The 21,896-nt window shown below is 60.7% G+C and carries 12 protein-coding genes; 7 read left to right on the forward strand and 5 right to left on the reverse strand.

What is annotated here, in order from left to right; genetic code table 11:
* Window positions 1-386 (reverse strand): LysR family transcriptional regulator (locus tag GFD32_RS20095; RefSeq protein WP_163574065.1); only part of this gene is annotated, 386 nt, incomplete at its 3' end.
* Between the two features lie 99 nt (window positions 387-485).
* Between GFD32_RS20095 and GFD32_RS00010 the strand changes: the two genes are divergently transcribed.
* The 5 genes from GFD32_RS00010 to GFD32_RS00030 all read left to right on the forward strand — a co-directional run bounded on the left by GFD32_RS00010 (window position 486) and on the right by GFD32_RS00030 (window position 6,378).
* Window positions 486-1,457, forward strand: coding sequence for a permease (locus tag GFD32_RS00010; RefSeq protein WP_163574067.1), 972 nt, complete (start codon window positions 486-488; stop codon window positions 1,455-1,457).
* Window positions 1,458-1,756: 299 nt separating this feature from the next.
* The gene (locus GFD32_RS00015) at window positions 1,757-2,323 is read left to right on the forward strand and encodes a hypothetical protein (RefSeq protein WP_163574069.1); all 567 of its coding nucleotides are present in this window, start codon (window positions 1,757-1,759) and stop codon (window positions 2,321-2,323) included.
* Window positions 2,324-2,435: 112 nt separating this feature from the next.
* Complete coding sequence (locus GFD32_RS00020) at window positions 2,436-4,187, forward strand: hypothetical protein (protein ID WP_163574070.1); 1,752 nt, start codon at window positions 2,436-2,438, stop codon at window positions 4,185-4,187.
* A 93-nt stretch (window positions 4,188-4,280) separates the two neighbouring features.
* A complete protein-coding gene (locus GFD32_RS00025) occupies window positions 4,281-5,432 on the forward strand; it encodes an SIR2 family protein (RefSeq protein WP_163574072.1) in 1,152 nt (383 codons plus the stop codon).
* Between the two features lie 97 nt (window positions 5,433-5,529).
* Window positions 5,530-6,378, forward strand: a complete 849-nt coding sequence (locus GFD32_RS00030; protein ID WP_163574073.1) for a DUF2726 domain-containing protein — start codon at window positions 5,530-5,532, stop codon at window positions 6,376-6,378.
* 149 nt (window positions 6,379-6,527) lie between these two features.
* Here GFD32_RS00030 and recD read toward each other — a convergent pair whose 3' ends face one another.
* The 3 genes from recD to pdxR form a co-directional block, all read right to left on the reverse strand.
* Window positions 6,528-8,870, reverse strand: coding sequence for an exodeoxyribonuclease V subunit alpha (gene recD / locus GFD32_RS00035; protein ID WP_163574075.1), 2,343 nt, complete (start codon window positions 8,868-8,870; stop codon window positions 6,528-6,530).
* On the reverse strand, window positions 8,867-12,991 hold the full coding sequence (gene recB / locus GFD32_RS00040) for an exodeoxyribonuclease V subunit beta (RefSeq protein ID WP_163574077.1): 4,125 nt from the start codon (window positions 12,989-12,991) through the stop codon (window positions 8,867-8,869). The genes recD and recB overlap by 4 nt, the downstream gene beginning before the upstream one ends.
* 310 nt (window positions 12,992-13,301) lie before the next feature.
* A complete protein-coding gene (pdxR, locus tag GFD32_RS00045) occupies window positions 13,302-14,723 on the reverse strand; it encodes a MocR-like pyridoxine biosynthesis transcription factor PdxR (protein ID WP_205598983.1) in 1,422 nt (473 codons plus the stop codon).
* Between the two features lie 134 nt (window positions 14,724-14,857).
* Here pdxR and GFD32_RS00050 point away from each other — a divergent pair, with 134 nt between their 5' ends.
* Entirely contained in the window at window positions 14,858-15,955 is a 1,098-nt protein-coding gene (locus GFD32_RS00050; protein ID WP_163574079.1) for a TlpA family protein disulfide reductase, read from the forward strand.
* Between the two features lie 52 nt (window positions 15,956-16,007).
* Window positions 16,008-18,158: a protein-disulfide reductase DsbD family protein gene (locus GFD32_RS00055; protein ID WP_205598985.1), complete on the forward strand. Its 2,151-nt coding sequence runs from the start codon at window positions 16,008-16,010 to the stop codon at window positions 18,156-18,158.
* Window positions 18,159-18,173: 15 nt separating this feature from the next.
* On the opposite strand, the gene recC is transcribed toward GFD32_RS00055, so the two are convergent.
* Window positions 18,174-21,839 carry an exodeoxyribonuclease V subunit gamma gene (gene recC / locus GFD32_RS00060; RefSeq protein WP_163574081.1) on the reverse strand — a complete coding sequence of 1,222 codons (3,666 nt, stop codon included), beginning with the start codon at window positions 21,837-21,839 and terminating at the stop codon, window positions 18,174-18,176.
* Window positions 21,840-21,896 lie beyond the last annotated feature (57 nt).

Consider the following 21,896-nt stretch of genomic DNA (forward strand, 5'->3'; position numbering starts at 1 on the left):
TTCGTGTTCGAGACTCTGCCGAGGCTTGGCGAAGATGACGACCTCGACACGCTGCTGCCGTGGCACTGGAAAGACACTCTACCGGGCTGACTCACATCGCAACAGGTGGGGTTACTGGATCGTTTACCGAACAACCAGGCCGCATCGCGCAGCGCATCCGCGATCCGACGCGCATGGGGCAGCAGCCGTTCACCCGCCTCGTTGGGAATGACCCCGCCACGCTCACGAATCAGCAACTGAGTCCCCGTCGCCGTTTCGAGCTGCTGGATCTGCATGCTGATCGCCGATTGGGTGCGGTGCATTCGCTTTGCGGCAGCGGTGAAACTGCGTGCCTGCACTACCGCAACGAACGCCACCAACCAATCGCCACGTAGCTGGTTTGCCATCAGATTATCTGATTCAGGATATAAGATTAATTCGTTTTCCTTATTCTAGTTACCGTTCCACTCTATGGCCATCGTTGGGCTGATTGGGAGAACGGGGACGTGAACATACGCCTATCCGTTATAGGATGGATCACCGCCGGGATGCTAATTCTCGGCTCGTTATGGCCAGCGCCCAACTCCGATCTGGTGCGAGGGGTACTGAGCGAGTTAGTGAAACTCTTGCCATTGATCGTGTTCGTGGCCGTGCTGGCCGGTTGGCTCGCGGTGAGTGCCATCGCAGACCGGCTGCGTGGGGTACTGGAGAATCGTCCCTGGCGGGCGATATTCGCTGCCAGCCTGGTCGGGACGATAACCCCAGTCTGTGGCATCGCCAGCGTGCCACTCGTCGCGGCGCTGTTGCGTCAGGGCGTCCCCATGGCCGCCGCCATGGCATTCTGGCTTTCCTCCCCGATCACCGATCCGGGCATGCTGATACTGACGGCGGGCATCCTGGGCTGGCCGTTCGCTATCGGCAAGCTGTTGGCGGCATTCCTGATGGGCCTGAGTGCCGGCGCCATCACCCAGGGGATGTGCCGATGGTCCCCCGGTACCCCTTGGGTCAGGGAGGAGGCCTTACCGGAGAAGCTGGACGCTGCCGACGCTGTTACCGGCAATCGCTCACCGTTCCTTGTCGAAGTAGTGAGTACCTTCTGGCTGGTCATGCGCTGGCTGGCGTTTGCCCTGACCATCGAGGCGTTGGTTCGAACCCATCTAGGGGAGGCGGGCTTCAGCCTGCTGGCGGGTGTGGAGCCCGCCTGGGCAGTGCCAATGGCCGTCGTCATCGGTGGGCCGCTCTACATTGAAGGATATGCTGCCCTGCCTCTGCTGCGAGGGCTGATCGACATGGGACTGCCGACCGGAGCGGCGATGGCCTTCTTGATATCCGGTGCGGCTATCAGCCTGTACTCGGCTATCGCAGTATGGAGCCTCGTTCGCCCGATGATCTTTGGCCTGTATCTTCTGCTTGGCATGACCGGAGCACTCGCTGCTGGTTGGATAATGGAAATTTCGAGCCATCCGTTGGTATACTAGCAGACTTTAAACTTATGATTGTGGCCGGATGTATAAGATTAGACTACGCTGGTGCAATAGTAACGACAGCACACGACCCAAAGCGGCTATGCCAGGAATGGCAGCGAGCATGTTCGTTGGGGATATGCAGCATGCACGATGATCGGTATTATTCTGCCAAACTATACTTAATTCTTAGACTTTTCAATAAGATAAGAGGTGGGCTAGCGCGCGGTATAACATTATTGAACGCGCGTGCGCGTTCAAGTGAAATATCAAGTATGCTACATAATACAACTGTTATGTTCTGAGGGGGATGCTTGGATATTGACAACAGAGACATTGCCAAGCGAGTGATTCAACTCTCTGGGGGCAAGCAGAAGCTCAATGACGAGATGGATCAAAAACTTGCTCAAATTAATGAAAAATGGGACCAGGATGTTGGGGCTATTGGACGCATTCTTCGTGCACATCTTTTTGTCGAGTACTTTATTACTGAATGCTTGGTCGCATTTAATCCGGCTCTAGGGGACTTGGAGAAAGCGCGGCTCAGTTTTGCGCAAAAACTAGGGCTCATAGAAGATTACTCCCCAGAAATTCAGGAACTAGCGGTTGGGATTCGGCGCTTGAATAGGATCAGGAATCAATTGGCTCACAAATTAGAAGCTACAGTAACCAGCCAGGACAAAGAATCATTCTTGTCAGTGAAAACGTTCAGAGCGCTTCGGGAAGAACTCGCAAAGCCGGGCACCCCGAGTGATAACAGCATGGATGTTCTCGAGGATTTTGCGAAACATGTTGGCAGTCGTCTGAATTCCTTATCAGATCCGGACTCCTTGGCGAAGCGTTTTCAACAGGCACTCCGTGAATCTGAACAAAGAACATAACCAGTGCAGGCACGGCGACGCCCATTACATTGCGCCTTCGGCTCCATTCCATGGGCGCGCATGCTGCAGGCGTTAGGAGTGGGCGGTCCCAAATCAAGGAGAAATAACAACGGTGAATCAAGACTGGTTTGAAATGAAAGATATCCGCCGAAAAAGCTTCGCTAAATCGGTATGGATACCATTACGTACTGTTCTACACAACGAGAAGCAAGGAAAGTATGGCTACGAAGGTTACAAAGAAGATTTCTTCGGAACAGGATCAGTCGCGATACCGGTTGATAAAATAGATTCAGCGAAGAAACTGGGCTGGATGGACGTTGGCATAAGCCATGAGCACTCGGGATGGGTTGAAGATGGGGAATATATACCAGCGGAGGTGTATAGAGATTACAGTGGGGAGTTTGAAGGAGTACATCTCGTTCTAGAGCAAAGGACGTATGATGATAGCCCCAACATATGGCATATTAATCAGGACATCGTCGTAACGCTAGGCTTAGTCCAAGAGGGAAATTCCTGGGTTTGCCCGAAAGATGGGTATATTGAAGTTGTACGATTGAAGAAGGCGGATGACAGCGCACCCGCGCTAATAGAAATTAAATCCCAATATCTGAAAGACTATCTTTGTGCTAGAGGGTTGGCACTGTATATGACCCACTATCACAATCGAGCTATCATATGTGACGACGCTTCGCACATTTCATGGCGTGACGGGTACAGTCAAGAGAGTAACGAACAAGACAGCTGGGAAGGAATTGTCAGAGAAATACATGAAGGTGGCTACCTTTTTGGTGAAAAAATGGCCGTTTTTCATGTTTCCCGAACTGATGTCGATGAATCTGAAGATGTGCCAGATATATCAGGTATTCCCACCGATGAAAATACTCGTGGCGAGTCATGGGAGAGAGGGTTTGATGGTCGTAAATTGTACAGAATATCCGGAGAGCTTTGGCGCAACGAAATCATAATGCCGGGAACTGTAAGCCCCAAAGTCCGTGGTGATGAAGTAGAACCTACAGTATTTTTTATTACAGATGCAGAAGGAAACAAGAGTTGTGGTCGTGACCTAGTTGATTCAGGTAAATGGCTTTGGTTCAAGCCAGAACTGATGATGGCGCTATACCATAGACGAGGCGGTCATCTTTCTTTTTATACCGCGCAAACGGGCAGGGTTTCTTGTAGTTATGGTCATGGGGTCCACTTTGGTGTTAATGAATTAGGTCTGATAAACGTCTATGCAAAGGACGTTGGATTATTACCAGAATGGCAACAACAAATATGGGCGGGCTACAATGTTGCACCAGAAGGGGGCGTTTCTGCAGAGCTGCTTGCATCCCAGGTAAGGGCAGAGCCAGCAGATACTCAAGCACCAGAAGAGTTTCTGTCGAAAGGTATTGAGGAAGTTAACAAGCTATCTCAGGAAAAACTAGGCATTAAGCTCTTCCAAAATCACAATGCTATTCCTGAGCTTCTAGAAAAGACGCATAGATTTCGCTCTATAGATGAAGCCTCATTCTTTGCTTTAGCCAAGGACTTGGCGCGCTTGATTGCGGACAGCCTTGATGCTCAAGCAATGCAAGGCATTGTTTCTCCTCCAAAGGGCCAAAAATGGGGCACTCTAAAGTCATTGGAACACCTATTGGCCTCAAAATATAACAGGGAATTCGTTCGAAAAATAACGGCGTCACTAGTTGGTGTTTACGAACTAAGGCATGCAGATGCTCACCTTCCAAGTAGTAAAATTGAGGATGCATTTAGTCTCATTGAAATAGATAGAGACTTGCCCTTTATTCATCAGGGTTTTCAAATGCTCCATCATGTAGTTTCTAGTGTTTACGGGGTGGCAGAGGGGTTGCGCAGATGGTAGTGAAGGTTTCTAACAAGACGCTCCTGTCGGACAAATTATCCGCTGCGCTCCAAATTTGCCGCAGGGCGCGGCGTTAGATGAGCAGGTAAGCAGATGAGTTATTCACCAAGATTCAGAATTTTCATTATTGGTGCAGGCTTCTCTGTTCACGCAGGCTTGCCGCTTGGCGAGCAACTGTTTGAATTTGTCCGACAGTCCGTTAGCCGAAAATACGGCTCTGAGAACAAGCTTGAAAGAGATTTGGATTGGTATCTCAAGTACAGGGAGCGTTGTGATCACGTTTCTTGTGATGCACCTGTGGATTATGAAAAATTTATGTCCTACTTGGATTTAGAGCATTATCTTGGGCTGCGTGGAAGTGATACGTGGAGTGATGAAGGTAATGAATCTCAGTTGCTGATTAGAAATGGCATACAAGAGGTCATTTACTCGCGGACACCCAGAACACCAACAGACGAATGCATAAGGTTCTGCGAAGGACTGCTACCTCAAGATGTAGTTCTAACTTTTAATTACGATACCTTGATTGAGGAAACTCTAGATTTTTTAGGGAAGCCTTATCGCCTTTTCCCGAGCCGCGTTAAAGAAGTAGGGATATCATCCTCAATAGTTGATAGCGAAGCCGAAGAAGATGAAATACTATTAAGCAAGCTACATGGGTCGATCGATTGGTATGACAAATCCACGTTTTTAAAAGATAGAGAGCTTGCAAGCCAACACGAGTTCCCTTGGGAGTCTAGGCATCCGGTATTTAAGGATGGCACCGCTGTTTCAAGCTCACCGCTGATTGTTGGGCCTTCCCACGAAGACGATCCACTTAGATATGTTTACCGTGTAGATGACCTATCCCAACTAACGGAAACGCAATTCTGGCAATGTTCTCCGCTAATCCTGTCGCCATCGAGCTCCAAAATTCTCTACGCGAACCCACTAAAATCTCTCTGGAGAGGCTTGCAGCAGGCTGGTGGGATGAACTTTGGTCTGAGCGTCGTGGGATACTCGCTGCCTCCGTATGATGAGTATGCTCGGCAAGCGCTTTACCATCTAATGCGCAACTACACAGAGTTTGAATATGATTTGGAAATGATGGGCCTTACTAAGGGGCCTGCAAGAATCCTTGACTATTCTCCGCCAGGTTCCTCTGATTGGAAAATACGCAGGAATTATTCGTTCATGAACTGGGACAGAACTGAACTAAGCACTTCCGGGCTCAATGCGAAAAGTATTGATTGGTTAATGCAGTAGCAACATCATCTAACCAGTTGCTACACTCGGAAAAATTACTCGCTGCGCTCCTAATTGTCCGGTGAGCAAGGCGTTAGATGTACACAAGGAGCAGGCTTTGTTCGAAAGAGAATCGCTTTTCCACATGCTGGCCAATAAAGAATGGGATTCTATTGCGAAAACCATGTACCTGAATTCGAATCTTATTGGTTCAGACCCAGTGTTCGCACAAGCAATCCGATTATTCGAGTCCGAATTCTTTGTAGAAACTGACTCGCTACCACCAATCGAAAAGAAAAAAGTATATGAGTATCCGGGCTTGGTAATCGAGCTAAAGCAGCATGCATTCTCAAAGTCATTTGTAGAAAAGTTTATTGACAGCAAGCTTTCTCTACTAAAAGATACCGAGAGCGATAGTTTACTGAGTTATGCGTCCCAACACCAAGATCGACCACTAGCTGTTAAAATACTAAAAGAGATTCAAGAAAAAACACCCGAAGTGTTAGCTGATGCGCGTCGTCAAAACGTTTCAATCAAAGCCACGACTACCAATAGCGAAAGCCAGAAAACCACGAAATTGTTCAAATCTCGTCAAGAACAGTTTTTCTTCGAAGCGGTAAGAGATGTGTTCCCAACTTACCACCCCTATCCTAATGTGGCAGTAAGCTGCGTTATTGATTATTCTGGCATAAGGGATTCTTTAAGCGCTGAAAGTCGCGAATACTTTTTCAAAGCGATCATTGATTGCGTCGTCTTCGATAGCATTAAAGGCTATGAGCCAAAGTTTTTTATCGAGTTGGATAGCCATCACCATGACAATGAGCGCGCGGCGAAAAACGACCGCATGAAAGATGAAATATTCAATGCGTCAAATGTAAAGCTGATTCGAATAAGAGCCTATGATCGGAGCGAAGCTACCGTGGGAGGATTCAAGAAACTGATCTATGAAGTGATGCGTGGCTTATGAGTACAAAGAAACAAGCACCTAACAGTGGACCCCAGGCACGTCGGCGCTGACGCGCTGCCACCTCTGAACCCAAGCGTTATATAAGGATCATTTAAAAGTCCGCTTCTGGCCGATAGCTGATATCTCAACCCTTGGCTATGTCAGCTCATCTACAACCTCCCCAACCCACTCACCCGCATCACTTCCCTGGTCACGGCTTCATTCAGCATCCCGCGGCCGGTTTCCACCACAGTGAGCCAGTGGCGGGCGCGGGTGATGCCGGTGTAGACCAGCTCTCGGGTGAGGATGGGATTGGGGGCGTCGGGGAGCAGTAGGGCGGTGTGGGTGAATTCCGAGCCCTGGGATTTGTGCACTGTCATGGCGAACACGGTCTCCACCGCCTGCAGGCGGCTGGGCAGCACCCACTTGATCTTGCCGCTGCCATCGGAGGCAGGGAAGGCGACGCGCAGTAGTTTTTTTCCTGGTTGGCGGGCGTCGGGCACGGCGAGGGCGATGCCGATGTCGCCGTTCATCAGCCCCAGGCCGTAGTCGTTGCGGGTGACCAGCACCGGGCGGCCTTCGAACCACCCCTGTTCCAACTCCAGGTCGCTGGCCTGGAGCCAGCCGGCGCGGCGCAGGGCGCGGCCGATGCGTGGGTTCAAGCCTTCGATGCCCCAGGGGCCTTTCCTCAGTGCGCAGAGCAGTTGGAAGCGGCCGTGGGCTTCGAGCACGTCGCGGGCCCAGTCGTCGAAGGGTTGGCGCGCTTCGCCTTCGCCGAAGGTGTTCGAGTCGGGACGTTTGCTGCGCAGCATTTCCAGGTAGTGGCAGTAGCCCACCGGCGGGGCGATGGGTTCGCCGCGGCGGTCGGTTCGGCCTTCGCCGCTATTGGCGAAGCCGGGCGGGTCGCCGTTCACCACCAGGCGATCCAGCGCCGGGTCGTCGGCGTCCGCCAGGGCAAGGCGGGCGATGTCGGCGTAACCCTGCTGGAAGATCTCGCGCACCGCGCGCTTCTTCGCCTTCTGCGCCTCTTTCTCGTTCTGTGACTCTTGCTGATTCTGGTAGCCAAGCGGGCGGTTGACCGCTTCGGCAAGCCGGCCGATGCCGCTTTGCGCATCGAAGCGGTGGCTTACCCGCAGCATGGCGATGGCTTGGTCCAGCGGCTGGCCGTCGGCGTCCTGGTACCGCTCGGGAACCGGCGTGCCGGTCACCCGTTCCAGCCAGTCGCAGGTGGCCGGGGTGTAGTGGCCGCCTTCGGCGCGCTGGCACAGGTCGCCGAGCACGGCGCCGGCCTCTACGGAGGCGAGCTGGTCCTTGTCGCCGAGCAGCACCAGCCGCGCGCGGCTGGGCAGGGCGCTGAGCACGGCGGCCATCATTTCGATGTCCACCATCGAGGCTTCGTCGATCACCAGCACGTCCAGCGCCAGGGGGTTGTCGGCGTGGTGGCGGAAGTGGCGGGTGTCCGGGCGCGAGCCTAACAGCCTATGTAGCGTCGTGACTTCCGTGGGGATGCTGTTTCGGAGCAGCGCTACTGCGCTCGACGATACGGCGTTGGAGCCCTCCTCAAACTGCTCATTTACGTCTTGTAAACTCCGCGTTTTCGTCGGGCTCCGCCTTGTCTCGTCTTCGCTCGCTACGCGCGCGAGCAAGGGCGCAAGACCGCTCAGGTCGAGGCTTGCCACTTGGCCAGCAATGGAATCGTTGAGGCGCGCGGCGGCCTTGCCGGTGGGGGCGGCGAGGCGGATGCGCAGCGCTCGGGCACTTTCCGGCTCGGGGTTGCCAAGGGCCAACGCCTGGAGCAGGGCGAGCAGCTTGACCACGGTGGTGGTCTTGCCAGTGCCGGGGCCGCCGGTGATCACCGCGAAGGGCGAGCGGGCGGCCAGGGCGCAGGCGGCCTTCTGCCAGTCGATCTCCATGTTGGAGGAGAAGAGGGCGTCCAGGGCGGTGGCCAGGGTTTCGGCATCCGGTGCGGCTTCGGGGCGGCCGAGCCGGGCGGCGATACGGCTGCGGATCTCCTGCTCGTACTGCCAGTAGCGGCGCAGGTAGAGGCGGGGGCCTTGGTGTGAGTGACCGGACGAGGTGGCGCCGCGCACCAGCGGGGTGTGGCCGGGGGCGCCCCGGGCGGCATCGGCGACCAGTTCGGGGTGAGCGAGTGCTTGCTGCCAGCGTTCCAGGGTCAGGCCTCCGAGCACCTCGCTGGGCCGCGGCGGCGGGTCGCTGAGGTCGTCGCCCTCCGGCGGCAGCGAGAGGGCGAGGTCGGGCGCGGCCAGGGTCGCCGCCAGGTCGAGGCACACGTGGCCGCGGCCCAGCTGGTGGCTGGCCAGCGCTGCGGCGAGCAGCAGCGGCGTGGGGGCATCGGGCACCTCGCGTTGCAGGAATAGCGCCAGGGCGCGGTCCAGGGCGCGCAGCCAGCCGCGTGCCACCCAGCGCTCGAGCAGGGCGAGCAATGCCGCGGTGTCCTCCAGGGCGGGGTGGGCCTCGGGCAGGTCGTCGAACAGGTCGTTCATCTCTTTCATGCCGGCGTCTCCGCGTCCGTGGAGTGAGCGGTCGCTGTCGGCCCGTGGCCCTGGAAGAGCGCATCCAGCGTTTCGATCAGTGCGCGGGGTGGGCGCTCGGCGTGCACGCCGCGGCCGTCGCTGGCCGTGGCGGGGCCGATGCCGCGCAGGAAGACGGTCAGCGAGCCGCCGATGTGGCGGTCGTAGTCGTAGTCCGGCAGGCGCGCGGCGAGCAACCGGTGCAGGGCCAGCAGGTAGAGCGCGGCCTGCAGGTCGTAGCGTTTCTCGGCCATGGCGCCCCGCATGGCGTCGGGCGTGTAGGCGTCGTCGTCCGGCCCCAGATGGTTGGATTTCCAGTCGAGCACGTAGTAGCGCCCCCGGTGTTCGAAGACCAGATCGATGAAGCCCTTGAGCATGCCGTTGAGGGTGTCGGCATCCAGCGCTGGGCGCAGGGCGCCGGCGAGTGTGTGAGCGCTTACGGGGGCGTCCAGTGCCTGAGTCGAAACGCGGTGCGCGGCGAACCAGAATTCCATCTCCACCTGGTAGTCGGTGAGTTCGCTGAGCCGCATCGGGCCGGCGTCGGGCAGTGGCAGCGGGGTGGAAAGCAGCCCGCCCAGCCAGCCGTCGAGCGTTTCCAGCCAGCCGGTCCAGCCGCGCAGCTGGGTGCGGCGGGCGAGCATGTCTTCGCGCTGGGCGGCGTCCTCTGCGGCGCGGGCGAAGCCGTGCTGGCCGGCCCATTCCAGCAGGCCGTGGAGAAAAGTGCCGGGCCCGGGGCCCCGCGGAAACCGATGCATGGAACGATCTGCGCTCGGCCATACTGCGTTGATATCTCGCTCGAAATGCTCATTTACTGGCTTGTAAACTCCGCTTTCTCGCGAGATATCGCCTTGTCTGGCCATCGCTCGATGGCGTTCCATATCTGGATCTGTCCTATCTCGAGGCTCGTCCATCACCTCGAAGGCGGTGGCCTCCAGCGGCGTGGTGGGTTCGGGCAGATTGGCGGCACTGGTCGCCATGGCTAGCATGCCATCGGGCGCCGTGGGCGCCATGGTAGGGGCGCTGTGGAGTAAGTCAGTGCTCGCTGGGGCGGTCTGCGGTTCGAGCAGGGTGTCACCGATGCGCAGCGCCGAGTAGCTGGCGATCCACCACTGCTCGCGGGCCGGGCGTTTGGGCAGCCGTGCCTCGCCCAGCTCGCCGTCGCCCTGCGCCGGGGTGAAGCGCTCGGCGGTGGCCGGCGGTGCCGGCTGAATGGCGATGGCGGGCTCGTTGCCTTTGAGAGCGGCCAGTTTGTCACCGAGATTCTCCGGCGTCAGCGATTCGCCGTTGCTGAGCAGCTGACCCAAGGCGCTGGCTTCCAGCCCCTTGAGCGGGGCGATGCCCAGCCAGGTGGCGTGGCGGGCGCGGGTCAGCGCTACGTAGAGCTTGCGCAGGTCTTCGCCCAGGCGCTCGCGCTCGGCGATGGCGAGCGTCGTCTCGTCGGCGGTCAGGCTCAGGCGCAGTCGGCCTTCGGCGTCGTGCCAGCGCAGCGGCGAGTCGTCGGGTTTGGTGGGGCGGTGGTTGCCGATGAACGGCAGGAACACCAGCGGGTACTCCAGCCCCTTGGACTTGTGGATGGTGATCACCTGCACCAGGTCGGCGTCGCTCTCCAGGCGCAGCTTGTGGGCCTCGCCCTGGTCGTCGGGGTCGGCGATGGCCTCGGCCAGGAAGCGGATCAGTGCGTGTTCGCCGTCCAGCTCCTGGCTGGCGTGCTGCAGCAGTTCGCCCAGATGCAGCAGATCGGTCAACCAGCGCTCGCCGTCGCCCGCCGACTCAACGGCCAGCAGTCGACCGGGCACCTCGAAGTCGCTCATCAGCCGGCGCACCAGCGGCAGCACGCCCTGGCGCTGCCACAGGCGGTGGTAGTCGCGGAACTGCAGCACCCGCGCTTCCCAGGCCAGCTCGTCCTGCTGCAGGCGGTCCAGGTCGGCGAGATCCAGCCCCAGGCTGGGGGTGGCCAGGGCCGCGCGCAGCAGCCGGTCGTCCTCGGGGTCGGCGCAGGCGCGCAGCCAGGCTTCGAGCTCGCCGGCCATGGGCGAGGCGAACACCTTGTCCTTGTCGGAGAGGTAGACGCTCTTCACCCCGCGCCGGGCCAGGGCGCGGCGGATCTCGCGGGCCTCGTTGATGCCGTTGACCAGCACCGCCATGTCCGAGGGGGCGAGTGCCTGGAAGGTTTCGCCATCGTCGAAGCCTGCCGTGCCATGCCGGCCGCTCTCCAGCAGGGCGACCATCCGCGAGGCGCAGCGCTCGGCCATCTCGCCCATGTAGGCGCCCTTGCCGAGGGAATCGTCGGCGTCCAGTTGCCAGAGGGTCATGGCCGGCTGGGGCTGGCCGTCGACGGTCAGGGCATCCTGTCTGCCTTTGGCTTTCACCGCTGTGAAAGGCACGGGATTGCTGCCGTCGCTTTCCTTGAACAGGAAGGCGCCGGTCGGGTGAGCTTCGGCGAATGCGAAGCAGCGATTCACCGCGGCGACCATGGCAGCGCTGGAGCGGTAGTTGGTGCCCAGGGTGACATGGCGGCCGGCGGTGTCGCGGCGCGCTTGCAGGTAGGTGTGGATGTCGGCGCCGCGGAAGGCGTAGATCGCCTGCTTGGGGTCGCCGATCAGGAAGACGCCGGTTTCCGGCGAATTCTCGGCCAGGCGGTAGACCCGGTCGAAGATGCGGTACTGCACCGGGTCGGTGTCCTGGAATTCGTCGACCAGCGCCACCGGGAACTGCTGGCGAATGCGCTGGGCCAGGGCCTCGGCGCTGGGGCCATTCAGGGCCCGGTCGAGCGCCCTGTCGAGATGGATGAGCAAGTCGTTGGGGCCCATCTCGGCGCGGCGCTCTTGCTCGCGCTCCAGGCGCGCCCGGCACCATTGCACGGCGTGGATCAGCAGGTCGGCGCGAGGTTCGGGCAGGCTGGCCAGCGCTTCGGGCAGGGCGGCCAGGGCCTGCCAGGCCTCCGGAAGGGGCGGCGTGCCTTCCTTCCAGATCTCCGCCATACCCTCGGGGGTGAGGCGCTTCCAGGCGGCGGGGGTAAGTGCCGGGCGAATCGCCTCGCCCTCGGCCCACTCGCGCAGTGCGCCCAGCCAGTTGGCGCGGCTCTTGGCGTTGAAGCTCTGCCCTTTGAAGGCCTTGCGCTGGGCGGCGTCTTCCAGGGCCGGTTCGAGTTCGTCGAGCCAGGCGGCCCAGGGCGCCTTGAGTTCGGTCAGGCGCGCATCGCGCTCGGCCCGGGCGGCGGCCAGGGTCTCGGCGGGGGGCGGGGCGTCGTGATCGAGGGCATCGTCTCTATGGCTATGAAGCGCTTCGCTATGGGGCAGCAGCGGGCGCACGGCGGCGTAGAGCGGGCACCGGCCCTCGGTGGGAGCATCCCAGTACTGGGCGATCTCGGCCAGCGCCTCGGCATCCAGCGGGTAGTAGAAACTGCGCCAGTAGTCGCGCACCACTTCCTGTTCGAGTTCGCTCTGGTCGGTCTCCAGCTCCAGCGAGAACAGGCTGCCGCTGTCGAAGGCGTGCTCGCGCAGCATGCGGTAGCACCAGCTGTGGATGGTGGAGACGGCGGCTTCGTCCATCCACTCGGCGGCCAGCTGCAAGCGCCGCGCGCAGGCGGGCCAGCTGGCCGGGTCGTATTGGTCGCGGAGGGCCAGGAGGAGTGGATCGAGACCCTCGCTACGGCCTGTCTCTGGCGCCCCTTGGCCAGTCTCACTGGCGGCTTCGTCAGCAGGTCTCCGCGGAGGCGCTGTGAACCCTTCCCTGGGCGCTGCATTCGGCATCCCTGCCGAATGACCTCCGCTATGACCTGCTCCCGAAGCCTCGGCGAGGCTCAGGTCCGGCCCACGTCCTTCAAGAAACACATTGGCGGCTTCCACCAGCCGCGCCCGAATGCGCTCGCGCAGTTCCTGGGTGGCGGCATTGGTGAAAGTCACCACGAGGATTTCCGGCGGCGTCAGGGGGCGTGAGAAGGCCGTCTCGTCCTCGGTCGAGCGGGCGCCGAGCGCCAGGCGCACGTAGAGCAGGGCGATGGTGAAGGTCTTGCCCGTTCCTGCGCTGGCCTCGATCAGGCGGCTGCCGTGCAAGGGGAAGTGGAGTGGATCCAGCGCGACTGGCTGCGCGACGTCGCTCATTAGCTATCTCCCTTGACGGCGTAAGGGGCTAGCGCCTTTCGCTGCCTGGCGAAGCAGGCCTACCGGGCGGTCACCATCGACCACCACGAAGCCAAAAAGAAGAAGGGCAGCAGAAAGCGACATGGGCTCCTCAATAAACTCGAGCAAGCCCACATGGTGCACTAGGCGGCATTTTTACTCTACCGGGTAGCTATCCATTGGCTTAGACCACGTTTCAAAACCAGCCGCTGCAGAGGTGCCTTGAGTCCGAGTTCTGGCCATAGCGTCATGGCAACGCTGTGGCCAAGGCTTCTCGTGAAGGCTCTGCGTATCATACATGTCGCTGGAGGAGGGCCTCGAGGTGTCGGCAACTGCTCTCGAGGACCGCATCCGATAGGTTAGTCACGCCAAGTAGTAGTCCACTTGTCGCCGTACCATTGTTATCGGCATACCAGGTAGACAGTGGTGCAGGAGCGAGCTCCAGCGCCTCAGCAGCTTCTGCGATTTTTACATCATCGGCTCCGTCCGGCAGTGTCAGCAGTAGGGATAGTCCTGCCATGGTGTTGGGTGACAACCCTTGCCCTAGTTGTTGCAGCAAGGCATCGCGGCGCTGAGCATATAGCCTCTTCATGCGCCGGATATGGCGTAAGTAGTAGCCATCACGCATGAAAGCCGCAACGGTCAACTGGGTCGCTAACGATGAAGCTGGCGATAGTGCAGCAGCAACGTCTCCGAAAAGGTTCACCAGCGCCGATGGCACGACCATGAAACCGAGCCGCAGAGTGGGGCTGATGGTCTTGCTGAAGGTTCCGATATGGATGACGCGTCCATCGCCGTCCAGTGATGCCAGCGCTGGAGCGGCCTTGCCACTGAGCTTTAGTTCGCTGAGGTAGTCGTCTTCGATGACCCAGGCGTCTGTCGCAGCCGCCCATTGGAGCAGGGCGCACCGCCTGGCCAGCGAGAGCGATACGCCCAGTGGTGCCTGTTGACTGGCCGTGACAATGGCGAGAGACGCATCTGGAGCACGCCTTAACCCCTCAGCGACATCCAGTCCCTCTGTGTCGACCGAGATGGGGACCGGAATGTAGCCGGCCAGTGATATCGCTCGATTAGCTAGTGGGTAGCCAGGATCCTCTACCCAGACCTGCCGGTTACCAAGCTCAAGCGCGTGCAGGGCAAGGCCAAGTGCGCCGGCATAGCCGTTGGTGATGATGACCTGGTCGGCGGAACACGGTAGACCGCGAGCGACCGAGAGATAGGCGGCGACTTCCTTTCGCAGCTCCCTTTCTCCCCGAGGATCGTGGTAGCGAGTGGCTTCCATGGCGGCCAGTCGTGAATAGCGAGTGATGGTGCGGGACCATACCTTGTAAGGAAACATATCCGACGCCGGAACACCGACCTGAAAGGGTTTCGGCGAGCTGTCGAAATCACGGTAGAGCTCTGGCAGTGGCAGCCGAGTGGGAATCTCGTCAGGGCTGGTCTGGACGGCGGGCAATGGGCTCGCGACGAAGGTTCCAGCGGCACCGCGAGCGATTACCAGTTGGTCGTCGGCCAGCCGTTCATAGGCGGTTTTTACCGTGCCTCTGGCAACACTCAACTGGGTGGCTAGATCGTGCCAGGAGGGGAGACGTGCCCCCTCATAGAGATGCCCCTCGCGGATCGCGGTGGCAATGCTGTCGTGTATCTGCTCGGCCAGCGAACGTCGGTGGAGCCGATCAACGGCGATGCGGAGAGAGTTCATGGTTCGAGTCATGGTATATCGACATTGTCAGTTCTTGGTGCTTTTTTCTGTACTGTGCGACGCCCAGACTACTCTCCTGACTAATCACTCTCCACTGCTGCTGAAACGCTAATCAGCTGCAGTTCAGGCCGACAAGGAATTTCAAGATGCCATCTCGAACACCGACGATCCGCTATGGATTGCTGCTGGCGCTGTTGGTCGGCGGCCTTTGCACCACCTCTGTGGCAAACGCCGCCAGCGATACGCAGAGTGAGGAGCAGGCCGTCGAGGCCTATGACCAGGAGGCTGACGGCGAGCATCGCGCCAGGAGTGCAGGAGAGTCTCTGATTGGCCAGCCAGGACCCGATGTCACGGTCACCACCCTGGATGGTGAACAGATTGCTCTATCCGAACTGTACGGCGAAACGCCCGTGTATCTGAAGTTCTGGGCAACCTGGTGCGTACCTTGCCGTCAGCAGATGCCCGGTTTCCAGGAAATTTATGAAACGTACGGCAATGAAATACAGGTCATAGCGGTCAATACCGGTTTCAGTGATACCGCCGATGCCGCGCGTAAATATCGCGAAGAGATGGGGCTTGGCATGCCGATCACGGTAGATGATGGCACCCTCGCCGAAGCACTCAATCTACGAGTCACGCCGCAGCATGTTCTCATCGACCGGAGTGGACATATCTCCTATATCGGGCATCGAGATGACCAACAGTTCGAGGATGCTCTCCAGCGAGTCGTGCAGGGTAACGATGATGATGAAAGTGCCACGCAAGGTGCCGATACCGCGAAGGTGAAAGCGCTGAACGTTGGCGATAGCGTCGACGGACTCACGCTAAACACACTCTCTGGCGATGTTGTTAAGTTGTCTGATGAAGTCACTGACAAGCCTCGTGGCATCGTATTCTTTGCTCCTTGGTGCGAGTGGTATCTTGAGGAGAGCCAGCCGGAAACGTCTCAAGCGTGTCGCCGCGTTCGTGAAACCGTGGATGGCCTGGCCAGGCAAGGTGATATTGACTGGATCGGTGTTTCATCCGGGCTATGGGCATCACCTGCGGATCTTGAAGATTACCGTGACGCCAACGAAGTCAGTATTCCCCTTGCCCTTGATGCCAGTGGTGACTTCTATCGTGCCTTCGGCGTCCGACAGATTCCCACCGTCGTGCTGATTGACAGTAGTGGACATGTGGCCAAGCGCATAGGTCCCCAGGATACGGCGTTGGCTGAAGCAGTACAGAGCATCGTTGCCAAGTGATACCAGACGATTTCCGATGCTGACATCCATTCAACGGAGAAGCCTATCCCTGATGGACCTGTTGTCTATGCCAACCACTATGTTGCGCGGTCTCGTCGCGGTTCGTCTGCTGGCGTTGATCTCTTTAGTAAGCGTACTGACCTTGATACCACCAGGCGCGGTCGTGGCACAAGGCTCCGCCGAGGGCCAGCGCGATGTGATGATTCGGACATCGCTTGTGGCAGAGAGTGCTCGTCCGGCAGCGGGAGAGCAGACAACGCTTGCTGTTGTTATGCAACCTCAGGATGGTTGGCACGGCTACTGGAAACAGCCCGGGAGCGTAGGGCTTGCACCACAGTTTGACTGGCAACTGCCCGATGGAGTGACGGTAGGAGAGCCGGCATATCCGGTCCCCGAGACGCTGTTCATCGATGACTTGATGAACCATGTCTACGAACACCCGTACGCCATCCTGGTGCCACTGAATGTGCCGGACCACCTAGACGAGGGGACGAAGATTCCTGTCCGGGTCGACCTTCAATATCTGGCCTGTCGAGAAGATGCCTGCCTCCCCGAAAGAGCGACTCTATCGGCGCAACTGTCCGTTGGAGATGGCGCTACGTCGACCCGCCATCAATCTGATTTTGAACATTGGCGCCAGGCATTGCCGCGACCTTTGGGTGCACGAGCCACTTACGAACACACAGGCGCCCGAATTCGCATTTCCATTCCCTTGCCAGCCAGCGTAAAGCTGGGTCAACCGCACCTGTTTGTCGCAAATGATGGAGCAGTCGATCCGGCCGCCCAGCAGGATTTCAGCCGCCAGGGGGATGATCTTATCGTCGAAACGGCGGCGGGAGAGACATTGCCTGAGCCTCTCGAGGCGGTAGTGACCCTTGCGGGTGGCACGGGATTGGCCTTCCAGGCGGATGCGGGTTCTGTACCTGCGCCGGATGCTGATGGGCATGTCACCAATGACAGTGCTGAAGAAAAGCGCATGAGTGGCACCGTTGGCGTAATGCTGATGGCGCTGTTCGGAGCCATTGTCGGCGGGATACTGCTCAATGTCATGCCGTGCGTATTTCCGATTCTGAGCCTCAAGGTACTGGGTCTGGCAAGACTGTCTGGCGGCCCTCGTGAGGCGAGGCGGGAAGCCCTTGCCTATACGGCAGGCGTCGTCGGGGTATGCATGCTGCTCGGGGCGGGGATTCTTGCCTTGCGTGCCGCTGGGGCTCAGATTGGCTGGGCCTTTCAGCTCCAGGATCCTCGTGTCATTGTCGGTTTGACGCTCCTGATTTCGGCAATTGCCTTCAATCTGGCGGGTTTGTTCGAACTTGGCGGGGTCAATGGCGGGGCCCAGTTGGCCGAGAAGGGCGGCGCCATGGGGGCTTTCTGGACCGGAGTACTGGCAGCCTTCGTTGCAACTCCCTGTTCGGGGCCGTTCATGGCAACGGCACTGGGTGCCGCAATATTGCTGCCACCGCTGGCAGCGCTGACGATTTTCGCGGGGCTGGGGTTGGGCATTGCTCTACCTTTTCTGATCCTTGGCTATTTTCCTGCGCTCAGTCGCAAGTTACCGCGTCCTGGGCCATGGATGCAGAGCGTCAGGCACGCCTTGGCCATTCCGATGTTTGTAACCGCATTGGCGCTGTTCTGGGTGCTGGGACAGCAACTATCCAGTGATGGCGTGGTCGCCACCCTTGCCGTAGTCATGCTATTGGCAGCAGGGCTCTGGTTGACAGGCCTGCGCCAACGTAGCGGAAAACGCGGGTCCTGGGGACCGGCAGTGTGTGCTGCCGCGGTGGCGCTGAGCGTTGGGTGGTTCATTCCTGCGGCGTTTTCACAGAGCTCTTATTCACAGACTCTGGGGGCCGCCGATGAATCGCGTCAGACATTGCGTTTCGATGAAGTTCGTCTTGATGAATTACGTCAGCAGGACACGCCGTTATTCGTATATTTCACTGCGGATTGGTGCGTCACTTGCAAGGTGAATGAAAAGAATGCCATTGATCGCCAGGCGACACGGGATGCTTTTCAACAGGCTGGTGGAACCACCATGGTGGGAGACTGGACCAATGGGGATCCCACTATTACGGCCTTTCTCAATCGCCATGACAGAAACGGCGTGCCTCTTTATCTGTGGTATGCGCCAGGGGCTGAAAAACCCACAATGTTGCCGCAATTGCTCACTCCGACATTGCTCACTGATCTGGTCACCGAATGAAAGTCGGTGAGCGGCTTATGTTTGTCGACGCAGGATGGGTGAGATCGCTTGTTTTCCATTGCCTTTCACCGCCAGATGCACCGGGGCAAGTAGCCCCTGGGTCAGCTCGGCGAAGCCGCCGGCGTCGTGGCGGGCTTCATAGAGCGCAGTGAAGCTGGGCCAGCGGTGGGCCAGGTAGGGGTTGCGGTCCACCTCGCCGGCGGTGAAGCCGTCGCCCTCGTAGGCCTTGCGGGCAGCCTGCCAGGCGTCGCTGTCGGGGCCATTGTTGGCGACCGAGCCGTCGCGTTGGTCGACCTTGCCGAGCCAGGCGAAGGCAGTGTCGCAGGCCAGTGGCAGCGGCTGGCGCATGCCGGCCTGCCAGGCGGCGATCACGTGGCCGAGCCGCTCTCGTGCCGTTTCCGCTTCCAGTGGTGGCAGGGTGACGTGGCCGGCCTTGGAGAGCAGCTCGGTGGTCAGCGGCGCGGCGAGGTTGCCGGCCAGGTGGGCGACCCAGGGGCGCACCAACTGGGCCCAGCGGTACTGGCCCCGACCACGGCTCTGGCCGATCAGGCTGCTGCTGGAGAGCAGCAGGCGGCAGCGGTGGCCGGCGTCGTCCCTGCGCAGTTGGTCCAGCCAGTCTTCCAGCGGCGGGGCGCTGCGGGTGGGCAGGTCGAGACGCACCGCCTCGGGCTCCTCTACCGCATGGGGCCAGGCGTCGAGCGCTTCTCGGTAGGCCTCGAACAGCGCTTCCATGGGCTCGGCGAGGCTTTCGCGCATGCGGTTGGCGAAGGCGCCCATGGCGAGCACGCCCTGGCCTTCCAGGCGGGCCAGGGTGTCGTGCAGCGCCGGCTCGCGAGGCTCGCCCGCGTCGATGGCGCGGCGCTGGGCCTGAATCAGGGCATCCTGCAGTTGCCAGTGGGTCAGGCCGTCGAGGGTGAAGGGTTCGTGGTCGAGGCTGGTGATGTCCTCGCGTTCGAGGAAGACCTTCAGGCGGGTATTGAAGAAGGCTTTCGCGGGGTCGCGCAGGAAACTGCCTAACTGGGCCAGGGTGAGCGGATTTTCCTGCTCGAAAGCGGCGAGGGGGGCCGTGACGCTTTGCACGGCTTCGATTCCCTCTTCCGTACCCGCTGAATGCACGTCGCGCCACTCATGGGCATAGGTGAACAGCCGCCGGGTCGAGACGTCGCGTTCGGACTGCTGCGCCTCGGAGGGGAAGTAAGTGCGGCTGAACGGCTGCAGCGGATGCTCGGTGGTCAGCGCGGCGAGCAGGCCGCCGCTTTCCGATTCCTCCTCGACCTGCCAGCCGGCGGCGAGGTGGTCGCGCAGCTGGCCGACCAGCACTGAGGGCGGCTTCTCGGCGTTGTCGACGATGCTGCGCCCCACCCAACTGACGTAGAGCTGGCGGCGCGCCGAAAGCAACGCCTCAAGGAACAGGTAGCGGTCGTCCTCGCGGCGCGAGCGGTCGCCGGGGCGGTAGTCGCCGTGCATTAGGTCGATGTCCAACGGCGGCTGGCTGCGCGGGTAGTCGCCGTCGTTCATGCCCAGCAGGCAGACCCGCTGGAAGGGGATGGCGCGCATCGGCATCAGGGTGGCGAAGTTGACTGCACCGGCCAGGAAGCGTTGCGACAGGCTGTGCTCGTCGATCTGCGCCAGCCAGTGTTCGCGCACCACCGAGAGCGGCAGTTCGCGGGTCAGGCCGGCCTCGTGGGCGCTCTCCTGGAACGTCTGCAGGCCCTGCTCGAGACGCGAGAGCAGCAGGCTGTCGGCAGCGTCGTCGGCCTGGAAACAGGCCTCCAGCAGTTCGCGCAGTATCGCCACCCAGTCGTCCACGTCGTGCGGTTCGCGCAGCCGCTGCCACTGGGTTTCGAGGGTCTCCAGCAACTGCGCCAGGGGGCCGGCCAGGCTCGCCTCCAGGCCGCCGATGTCGTCGAAGGGCTCGATGCCCTGCCAGGCGCCGCCGCTGTTGCCCACCGCATAGCCGAGCAGCAGCCGGCGCAGGCCGAAGGCCCAGGTGTTCTGCTCCATGCCCTCGGGCAGGTCGAGGCTGCCGCGCTGGCGAGCGTCGAGCCCCCAGCGAATGCCGGCCCCCTCGATCCAGCGGGCCAGCGTGGGCAGGTCCGCCTCGGCCAGCCCGAAGCGGGAGCGCAGCGCCGGCACCTCCAGCAGGTCGAGCAGGTCGCTTACCGCGAAGCGCAACTCCGGCAGGCGCAGCAGCGTTTCCAGGGCCACCAGCAGCGCCGCGCGGTGGCGGTCGGCCTGGTCGGAGAGAGTGAAGGGAATGTGGCGCGCACCGTCGCTGGGGTATTGCCCGAACACCGCCTGGATGTGCGGGGCGTAGTGGTCGATGTCCGGCACCATGACGATCACGTCCCGGGGCCGGAGCGTCGAATCCTTGCTGAAGGCGTCGAGCAGCTGGTCGTGGAGGATCTCCACTTCGCGCTGTGGCCCGTGGGCGACGTGAAAGACGATGGAGTCGTCGCGGCTCGGGTCCACCGCCGGCCAGGTGTCGCGGGTCTCGGCCAGCGGGCGCAGCGCGCGGATGTCGTCCTGCAGTTGCTGCAGCAGCAGGCCCGGGCCATCGTCGGGCACGCAGGGTTCGAAGAGGTCGATGCGCAGCGCCTCGCGCTCGAACAGCCCCTGGTAGGCGCCAGCGTCGTCGTGCTCGTCGAGCAGGCGCAGGTAGTCGCGGCCCTGCTTGCCCCAGGCGGCCAGCAGCGGCTGGGCGTGCAGGTGCAACGCCTCTTCTCCGTCGCCGTCGCCCAGCACGTCGAGGCGCTCGGGCATGCCGGCACGGCGTCGCTGACGGCGGCGCTGGGCGCGCAGCAGTTCCTTGTGCTCGATGATGTCGGCCCAGTAGTGCTCACAGGGGTTGTGCACGCACAGCAACACCTGGCTGACCCGGGCGATGGCGGCCAGCGCTTCCAGGGCCTGCTGGGGCAGCGAAGAGATGCCGAACACCACCACCCGACGCGGCAGTTCGCGGGGCCGATTCGCCGCCGTGAGCGATTCGGCGGCGGCGAGAAAGCGCCGATGCACCCGGGCGCGGCTGGCGTCGATGCCCGCCGGCCCGTGGGTGGCAGCCACGTCGTCGCCGATGGCTCGCCATAGGGCCGGCTGCCAGCGCTGGGCCTCATCCAGCGGCCGGGCCTCGCCGCGGGCGGAGATCACCACGTCCTCGCCCGCCGCCCAGGCGTCCAGCCAGTCGGCGCGGTAGACCTGGTACTGGTCGAACAGGTCGGCCAGGCGCTCGGCGAGCTGGTGGTGGCGGCGTAGGTCGGCGTCGTCCGCCAAGAAGCGTGCCAGGGGCGCGAAGGCGGGCTCATCCATCAGGCCCGGCAGCAGGCGCAGCAGCCGCCACACCAGCCGTGTCTTGTCGAAGGGCGAGGTGGCGGGCACCGCCTCGGCGCTGCCTTCCGCCTGCTCCAGCACCGCGCGGTAGGCCTGCCACAGGAAGCGCGCCGGCAGGGTGACGTCCAGCGCGGCGGCGATGCCGGCGCCACCGTCGGCGGCGTCCTCGGCCAGGGCCAGCTTCAGCCACTGGCCGATGCCGTTGCTCTGTACCAGGATCGTCTCGTTCTCCAGCGGCCCCAGCGGGTGGCGGGTCATCCACTCCACCGCCAGGCCGCGCAGGGCCTCCAGGCGATTGCCGTGGATCACCATGAAGCCGGGTTCGAGGGGGGCGGCGTGGGAGGCCGGGAGCATGGCGAATCCTTCGCGGTGACGGGACAGACCTGCATGGTGCCGGAAATTTCCGGAGGC

This window comes from Halomonas faecis (genome assembly GCF_010993975.1).
In the GTDB taxonomy this organism is placed as follows: domain Bacteria; phylum Pseudomonadota; class Gammaproteobacteria; order Pseudomonadales; family Halomonadaceae; genus Halomonas; species Halomonas faecis.